Raw genomic sequence first — 6,272 nt, forward strand, 5'->3', positions numbered from 1 at the left:
TCGCCGGCTTTCAAGGCAGAGCCTTTTCCGGGCACACCTCGCCCACCTTTCACAGTACAGAGGTCTCTGCGACCCTGAGTCTACCTTTGCCATGTGAAAGGTGCCGGCCACCGAAACGAAAAACAGCCCCATACAGCAGTATCGGGCTTATCTATTGGTTCCCTGGCAGTCCGCCCCCTCGCAGGGCGAGGGCCGCTCGACGTTGAAAAGGCGTTGCTTTTGCCATGTGCAAGTGAGTGCTCCGCAGAAGCGGAAAACACCATGTTCCCTTTACTGACCTTGTCCTCGAGATGCAATGTGCCTGCTAATAATTAGTCATATATATCAATAGCTTATTATGAAAAATTTATTAAGTTATAGGCATTAGGTCAATAGTTGTTGCTCGCCCTGGCAGGTTGCTGCTGAGCTATCTCAAAAACAGTAATATTATCCGGCTGAAAGCAAGGGTGCTGATTTAATGGCGCTTACTGTCGTCAGGCTGAAGCGGCTTAATACCACTTCTATTTTTTCTACATCTAATCTTCTTGTGGTGCCTGATAAGCTAAATCACCCGCCAGCTTCATTGCTTCCACACCTTTTTCGAAAGACATCATAGGTGTGATGTGGAAATGACGCAGACCGCCTCCAGCCATCGCAGCCATTGAAAATGCCTTAATGTGTACCTGATCTGGCATTTCAATGACCGCGATAGAGTCATACTCACTAAAAGAAATCCAGCTGCCAATAAAACGCCCGCCCATTTTTTCCACAATAGGAATCATGCTGCTTAGTCGGTTTTCCGGATTCTTTACCAGACCTGCCATTGCATCTGCTGTAAAAGCAACTTGAACTAAATAGGTTTCTAAAGCCATGACTTTTATTCCTCACCTTCCAGACAAAGTTTAAACGTACCAGACACACTATTGCTGATGGTACAGATGGATTTTGCGTCTTTCAGAAGTTTCTTCGCCACTTCCTGGTCTTCGTGCACATTGCGGCTTAGTACGATGTCATAATGAGCAAAACGAGCTGGTAATTCACTGCCTTTGTGAGCAGTAACTTCAAAACTAAATGGTTGAATTTCGATTTTTTTACGCTTTGAAACCATTTGCAGTGACAAAACCATACAAGACGCAATCGAGTACAACAGCGTTACCGCCGGGCTATCTAATGAAGGCGTTGCTGTTAACTCACTATCATTCAGGCAAAATCGAATAACACCGTTCTCATCAAGATGAGCGGTGGCCGGCCCGTAGCTTGAAGGTTTTACTTTAATCCCCATAAATACCCCTTAAAATATTGTGTTGGGTAAAATCAAAACGACATTTGGCATCATCGTAATAATCACGATCGCCAGTAATAAGATTCCCCAATATGGTATGGTCGCGATAGCCGTGCGACCTAAACTGATTTCGCCATTTGTCACAGCAGTTAAGACTGAAAGGTTTAAACCAACCGGTGGAGTCACCTGACCAATTTCAATCAATATGGTGATCATCACACCTACCCAAATCGGGTCAAAACCAAGGCCGGTTAATAGCGGGAACACAATTGGTATCGTCATGATCATCAGTGATAAGCCGTCAAATACACAGCCAAACATCACGTAAATTAGAACGATAAGTAGGAAGACCCCGTACTTACCTAATCCACTGTCAATTGCTGCTTCTAAAATCGCTTGTGGAACACCCAATATACTGACTGATTGAGAAAGAATGGTCGCGCCCAAAACAATGAAACCGATAGAAGCAAACATCAAAGCGCTACGGTAGACAGACTCCACCAGCCCTTTTACAGTCAGGTCTCCCCATACAAACGAGATGACAATAGCGACTGCAACACCAACACCTGCGGCTTCGGTAGGCGTGGCAATACCAAACATAATGCTGCCCATAATAGCCAGAATAAGCAGCATGATTGGCCATACACGCATCATTCCTGCAAGAATGTATTTCAGGCTGTATGAGATGTTATCTCTAGGGGCGATTAAAGGGTTCTTCATACTGCATAATAGGATATATAGCATAAAGAGCGCACTCACCATAATGCCCGGAACAATACCCGCAGCGAAAAGTCGACCAATAGACGTTTCAGTCAGCGCACCGAAAATTAATAGCGACAGACTTGGCGGAATAAGCAGCCCCAGCGTACCTGCGCCAGCAAGGCTTCCCACTACAGCTTCTTTGTTGTAACCCCGTTTTTTTAGTTCAGGATAAGCAACCGAACCAATCGCCGCAGCCGTTGATAAACTTGAGCCACTGACCGCTCCAAATAAAGTACAAACCGCAACATTGGAATGCAGCAACCCGCCCGGAACGCGGGCAAAAATAGGAGTAAATGCAGTATAGGCGCGCTCACTTAGCCCGCTTCTTAACAAAATTTCACCCAGCAGAATGAACATCGGAACAGCACTAAGCGTAAATGAGTTAAAAATACCCCAAATGGTATCTACCGCAAGGTAGGCAGAACCATAATTGAAAAAGTGCAAAATAATTAGGCCGGTGAAACCCAAAGCAGCCCCAAGTGCAATCCCACTACTCGCGGTTGCAACTAATACAGAGACGAGGGTCGTCCAAAACATCTTAACGTTCCTCTAGTTTAAGAAGGCCAAATATTCTTGCGAAGTAAATAATGCCGCACAGTCCCATTGAAATCGGTACAACTGACATTAATGGATAAAGCAAGATGCGCGCGGTTTCTGATTTAAGCTCTCTTTTGATTGCAAACTCCATCCACGGAATTGCTTCCCAAAAGATCCAGCTAGTAAAACTAATCCCAACCAGAATACCAAATAGCACCAATATCGTTGAGAGAAACGGAACACGTTCTTTCAGGGAATCCAGTAACAGGGTTACGCGAATATGCTGACCTTTGATGGTTACCATCGGTAATGCAAGAAATAAGCTCGCACTCATCAACAGACCGACTAATTCTTCAGTAAAGAAAAGGGGAGTATTAAATAATTTCCGCAATACAACACTCGAAACAATTACAACAAGGATCGCAACCAGGGAGAGGGCAGAAAGTATAGAAAGAAAAAAGGCTGTATGCTTCAGCCCTTTATCAATTAATGATGAAAATAAATTCATATTTGGTCTCGGTGTGATTAACGACCCAAGGCTTTTAGTACACGCTCACGATATTCAGGCGCTTTACCACCCGCCTCATTCGCAAGTTCACCCCATACTTCAGTAATAGCAGCAGTGAATTCTTTGCGGTCTTCTGCCGAGAAATCATCAAGCCATTGAACACCACCTTTCACTAACTTAGCTCGTGCATCCAGTTCTTTCTGGTGATCTTCTTCGTATGAGTTAGTGCGAGCCCAAATTGCATCACCCGCTTCAGTCAGCGCTTGTTGATGTTCTTTAGATAGTGAATCCCACTTACGTTGAGACATACCTAAAATGTATGGACCAGATGCCATTGGGTACAGATAAGCAGCGTATCTACTTACTTCTTGTAGAGAAACCGTGTGGGCGTATAGCGCAGGGTAAACCGCACAATCTACAACACCTGTTTTCATTGCAACGTACATTTCTTCTTGAGGAATAATTTGCGCTGAAATGCCCAGACGGCCAAATGTATCAACCTGATCTTTCGCCCACACTCGCAGCTTCTTACCACGAAGATCTTCAAGAGAGTTAATTGGGTCTTCACGACAGAAGATAGATGCTTCTAGCATAGGCAATGCAACATAACCGGTAATTGCCACATCCCAGTCAGAAAACTCTTCAGCATAAATCTTCTTCACTTCTGGCAGTGCTGCATTCAGCTCTTCTACCGAACCAATAGTACCCTGAACCATAACCGTACTTAAGCTTTCAGCGTCGCGACCTAGGTAATTCGCCCACGCCAAGCTCATATCTACTGCGCCACGAGGTAAAAAACGTAAAACGTCAGTGTTCTTCAAACCTAAAGAACTACCACTAAAAATTTTGATATCAATTTCGCCGTTTGTTTTTGCTTTTACATCCGCCGCATACTGTTCAAGTTCTTTTGTTTCAGGTCGAGTTTCAGGTAGGAAGTTATTAAAACGCCACTCTTGTGCTTGAGCGGCTGACATCGATATCAAGCTGGCACTTACCCCAGCCAGAAGATACTTGCTGAATGTTTTCACTGCAAAACCTTTCCTTGTTTAGTTCGTTTTTTTATTTGTGGCGTACTGTAAATTAATTCACTCTACCACTCCAAACACCTTTGGTTATAACGTATAACCCCATGGTTATTGTAACAAAATGCAAACAAAAACGAACGTTTGATTGAATAACTATGACAGCTATCTTTAAACGGATGGCTATGGTGCCTAAGATGGTCTGGTAATCCCCCCATTTTTAGCGGGGTTCAAAAGTAGACCTCAGGCCATCATAGCCAACTTCTGTTGAGGAGTAATTCCTCCAAGTCCCATATTGGGTCGTTCGTGATTGTAGTGCCAGAGCCAACGGGTGGCATAATCCTGGACTTCTTCGGTGCTGTCGAACAGATACTGGGCCAGCCAATCGTAACGGACCGTTCGGTTGTAGCGTTCGATGTAGGCATTTTGCTGCGGTTTTCCGGGCTGGATAAATGCCAGTTTGATCGCCCGTTTTTCAGCCCAGGCTGACAGCTTGCCGCTGATGTACTCAGGTCCGTTGTCACAGCGGATAGAACGCGGTTTGCCTCGCCATTCCATGATCTGCTCCAGTGATCGGATAACCCGCTCGGCCGGAAGCGAGAAGTCCACTTCGATGCCAAGCCCCTCGCGGTTAAAATCATCGATCACATTCAGCAGCCGGTAACTGCGTCCATCGTTGAGCTGGTCGTGCATGAAGTCCATCGACCAACTATCATTAATCGTTTCCGGCACGGCCAATGGCTCAGGCTTTTCACGAACCAGGCGCTTCTTGGGCTTGATGCGAAGGTTCAGCTCCAGCTCCCGGTAAATCCGGTAGACCCGTTTGTGATTCCAGCCAAATCCTTTGACGTTTCGAAGATGCAAAAAGCACAGGCCAAAGCCCCAATTCCGCTGGTTATGGGTCAACCGTACCAGCCAGTCAGCAATCTCGGCATTGTCGTCGCTGAGCTTTGCCTGGTACCGATAGCAGGTCTCGCTAATGCCCAGGGCCTCGCATGCCAGCCGTACGCTGATGCCGTGCCGCTCAACCGCGCATGTCGCCATCTCGCGGCGGTGAGATGGCTTTACAACTTTCCCTCAAGCGCTTCCTTACGGATCTCGGCCTTGATGCGCTCCTCGGCATACATCTTTTTGAGTCGGCGGTTCTCATCCTCCAACTCTTTCAAGCGGGCCATCATCGACGCGTCCATACCGCCGAACTTGGCGCGCCATTTGTAAAAGCTGGCACTGCTCATGCCATGCTCACGGCACAGTTCCGGAACCGGCACGCCGTTCTCGGCTTGCTTGAGTATCGACATAATCTGGCTGTCGGAAAAACGTGATTTCTTCATGCAGAATCTCCCTGCGTGTAGCTTACGGAAAATTCTACTTTTGATCACTGCTGTTTTTCGGGGGGATTACCGTCTGGCTCTCTGTAACAGGGCCTCGTCATTTTTTAGTGCCTCTACATAAGCCGACTCAATGGGAATAAACATGATCACCACCTCGGGCGAGCTGAGGCCTGGCAGCGTGAAATAATGTTTATCGGCCAGCTCGTTGATTCGATCACTCACGGCGCGAGTATGAGCAGCCAGAGTAGACCAAGGGAATCTCCCCCACGGGCTCTCGCTGAACGGTACGTGAACCTCTCAATTCATACCGCTCCATCAGGCAAACGCTCCTACCTGACGGAGCCGGGCAGGCATGCGGTCGTGATAATGGATGGTGCTGGCTGGCATACCGATGATATCGCCGCTGCATTTAATAAATAACGTCAGCATCATCAAATTGCCGCCGTATTCCCCAGAATTAAACTCGATAGAGCAAGACAATTCTGGATGCATCAGCATTGTCTTGCCAATCGGGTTTACACCCATTATGAAGGCATTGTGGATAGCGTTTGCGAGGCTTGGAATACCTTTACCGAGAGTGCGGAACGGGTGACGAAAATATGTTCCAGAGAGGGCAAACCTGGCCGGTTAGCTTCCCAGAATACTATAAGAGAAATGCTTCTCCCCTCACATTTTGCACAGACGCAAAAAAGCCCGACACAGCAGTATCGGGCTTTTCTATTGGGTGCCTGGCAGTGACCTACTTTCACATGGCAGCTGCCACACTATCATCGGCGCGGGTGCGTTTCACTTCTGAGTTCGGCATGGGATCAGGTGGGACCACAACGCTATCGCCGCCAGGCATAAACTGG

The 6,272-nt window shown here is 47.0% G+C and carries 8 protein-coding genes and 1 rRNA gene; all 9 read right to left on the reverse strand.

Annotation, left to right across the window (positions count from 1 at the left end; genetic code table 11):
• Positions 1-515: 515 nt before the first annotated feature.
• Positions 516-851: a GYD domain-containing protein gene (locus tag DCS96_RS15210; RefSeq protein WP_116475250.1), complete on the reverse strand. Its 336-nt coding sequence runs from the start codon at positions 849-851 to the stop codon at positions 516-518.
• A 5-nt stretch (positions 852-856) separates the two neighbouring features.
• Positions 857-1,261 carry an OsmC family protein gene (locus tag DCS96_RS15215; RefSeq protein WP_116475251.1) on the reverse strand — a complete coding sequence of 135 codons (405 nt, stop codon included), beginning with the start codon at positions 1,259-1,261 and terminating at the stop codon, positions 857-859.
• A 9-nt stretch (positions 1,262-1,270) separates the two neighbouring features.
• A complete protein-coding gene (locus DCS96_RS15220; protein WP_116475252.1) occupies positions 1,271-2,560 on the reverse strand; it encodes a TRAP transporter large permease in 1,290 nt (429 codons plus the stop codon).
• Position 2,561: 1 nt separating this feature from the next.
• Complete coding sequence (locus DCS96_RS15225) at positions 2,562-3,068, reverse strand: TRAP transporter small permease (RefSeq protein ID WP_116475253.1); 507 nt, start codon at positions 3,066-3,068, stop codon at positions 2,562-2,564.
• A gap of 17 nt (positions 3,069-3,085) precedes the next feature.
• Positions 3,086-4,096, reverse strand: coding sequence for a TRAP transporter substrate-binding protein DctP (gene dctP / locus DCS96_RS15230; protein ID WP_198650095.1), 1,011 nt, complete (start codon positions 4,094-4,096; stop codon positions 3,086-3,088).
• Positions 4,097-4,333: 237 nt separating this feature from the next.
• A protein-coding gene (locus DCS96_RS15235; RefSeq protein WP_116475254.1) for an IS3 family transposase occupies positions 4,334-5,421 on the reverse strand; the annotation gives its coding sequence in 2 pieces (ribosomal slippage) (positions 4,334-5,166 and positions 5,166-5,421; 1,089 coding nt in all).
• Positions 5,422-5,487: 66 nt separating this feature from the next.
• Positions 5,488-5,664, reverse strand: a complete 177-nt coding sequence (gene rmuC / locus DCS96_RS15240) for a DNA recombination protein RmuC (protein ID WP_198650101.1) — start codon at positions 5,662-5,664, stop codon at positions 5,488-5,490.
• A gap of 72 nt (positions 5,665-5,736) precedes the next feature.
• The gene (locus tag DCS96_RS15245; RefSeq protein ID WP_157953644.1) at positions 5,737-5,913 is read right to left on the reverse strand and encodes a hypothetical protein; all 177 of its coding nucleotides are present in this window, start codon (positions 5,911-5,913) and stop codon (positions 5,737-5,739) included.
• 234 nt (positions 5,914-6,147) lie between these two features.
• Positions 6,148-6,262 (reverse strand): 5S ribosomal RNA (gene rrf, locus DCS96_RS15250).
• Between the last annotated feature and the right edge of the window lie 10 nt (positions 6,263-6,272).

It is taken from the genome of Zobellella maritima (genome assembly GCF_003075035.1).
Lineage (GTDB): Bacteria > Pseudomonadota > Gammaproteobacteria > Enterobacterales > Aeromonadaceae > Oceanimonas > Oceanimonas maritima.